A 1,407-nucleotide genomic window follows, 5' to 3' on the forward strand; every position below is an offset into this window, starting at 1 on the left:
CACCCGACGACGACAGGCGGCAAAAGCCTCCGCCCGGTGGGCCGCGCCGACCGCCACGATCACGGCGGTGTCCCCGACGGCGAGGTGACCGGTACGGTGGACTACCGCGACGGCCAGCACCGGTGCGGTCGCGGCGACGTCGCCGGCGACCCGGGCGATCTCCGTGCCGGCCCGGGGATGCGCCTGATACGTCAGGTCGGTCACCCCGCGGCCCTGGTCATGGCCCCGGACAGTGCCCACAAACAGGGCAATCCCCCCCACGCCGGGGGACCGCACGGCGGCCATGCACTCGTCCACCGACAGGGCGCCGTCCCGGATCTCCGCGAGCGTCACCCGCGCGACCGGGTCCGGGTCCGGCGCGGACGACGGAGACGACGGAGACGACGGAGGCGGCGCGGGCGGCGCGGGTGGCGCGGGCGCGATCGGCGGGGCCCCCGCCGGAGAACACGTCGGTTCCACAGCTACGACCGTAACGGTCGGGGCCAGCGCCGTTTCGCCCGTTGGGCAGAAAACGCATTACCGTGGGTTCATGTGCCAACCGTGCGTGCGACTGCCCGCCTCCCGAGGAGGCTACGGCCGATGAGTGACAACTTCCCGTTCGGCTTCACGCCCGCTGGCGGCGGCGACGAGCCCCGGCCCCCCTTCGGTGGCGGCGCCCCGTTCTTTGCCGAGCTCGAACGGCTGCTGTCCTGGCATGGCGGTCCGGTCAACTGGGAGCTGGCCCGCCAGATGGCCGTCAGGTCCCTCGGCGACGCCGATGCCGCGGTGTCCACGGCCCAGCGGGAGCCGGTGAGCGAGGCGATACGGATCGCCGACGTCTGGCTCGACGCGGTGACCTCGCTGCCGGCCGGAGCCACGGCGGCGCAGGCCTGGTCGCGGCAGGAGTGGATCGAGAAGACCCTGCCGGTCTGGCAGACCCTCTGCGACCCGATCGCGACGAAGGTCGCCGAGGCGATGCGCACTGGGATCTCCAGCGGGCTGAACCACCTCGGTGGTGGCGGGATCGAGCTGCCGAGTGAGCTGCGCGGCGCGCTGCCCCCGGGACTCGACCCCAGCGGGCTGATGGCCACCGGCGGCCCGATCATGCAGATGATGAACCGGGTCGGCGGGATGCTGTTCGGCGCCCAGGTGGGGCAGGCGATCGGCACCCTGGCCGCCGAGGTCGTCTCCTCCACCGAGGTCGGGCTGCCACTCGGACCGGTCGGGACCGCCGCCCTGATCCCGGCGGGTGTCGTCGCCTTCGGTCAGGGCCTGGAGATCCCCGAGGACGAGGTCCGCATCTACCTGGCGCTGCGGGAGGCCGCGTCCAGCCGGCTGTTCGCGCACGTCCCCTGGCTACGCGCCCACGTCCTGGGTGCGGTGGAGGAGTACGCCCGCGGCATCGCGGTGGATACCGAGGCCGTCGGG

The 1,407-nt window shown here is 73.6% G+C and carries 2 protein-coding genes; one reads left to right on the forward strand and one right to left on the reverse strand.

The genetic code is table 11. The features are described 5' to 3' along the window. The coding region (locus tag AC08ON_RS11170; RefSeq protein WP_476616918.1) for a molybdenum cofactor biosynthesis protein MoaE at window positions 1-333 on the reverse strand (333 nt) is incomplete at its 3' end. Between the two features lie 246 nt (window positions 334-579). Between AC08ON_RS11170 and AC08ON_RS11175 the strand changes: the two genes are divergently transcribed. Continuing rightward, window positions 580-1,407: zinc-dependent metalloprotease (locus AC08ON_RS11175; RefSeq protein WP_476616919.1), on the forward strand; the 828-nt coding region annotated here is incomplete at its 3' end.

Source organism: Frankia sp. CoWAU3 (genome assembly GCF_977971855.1).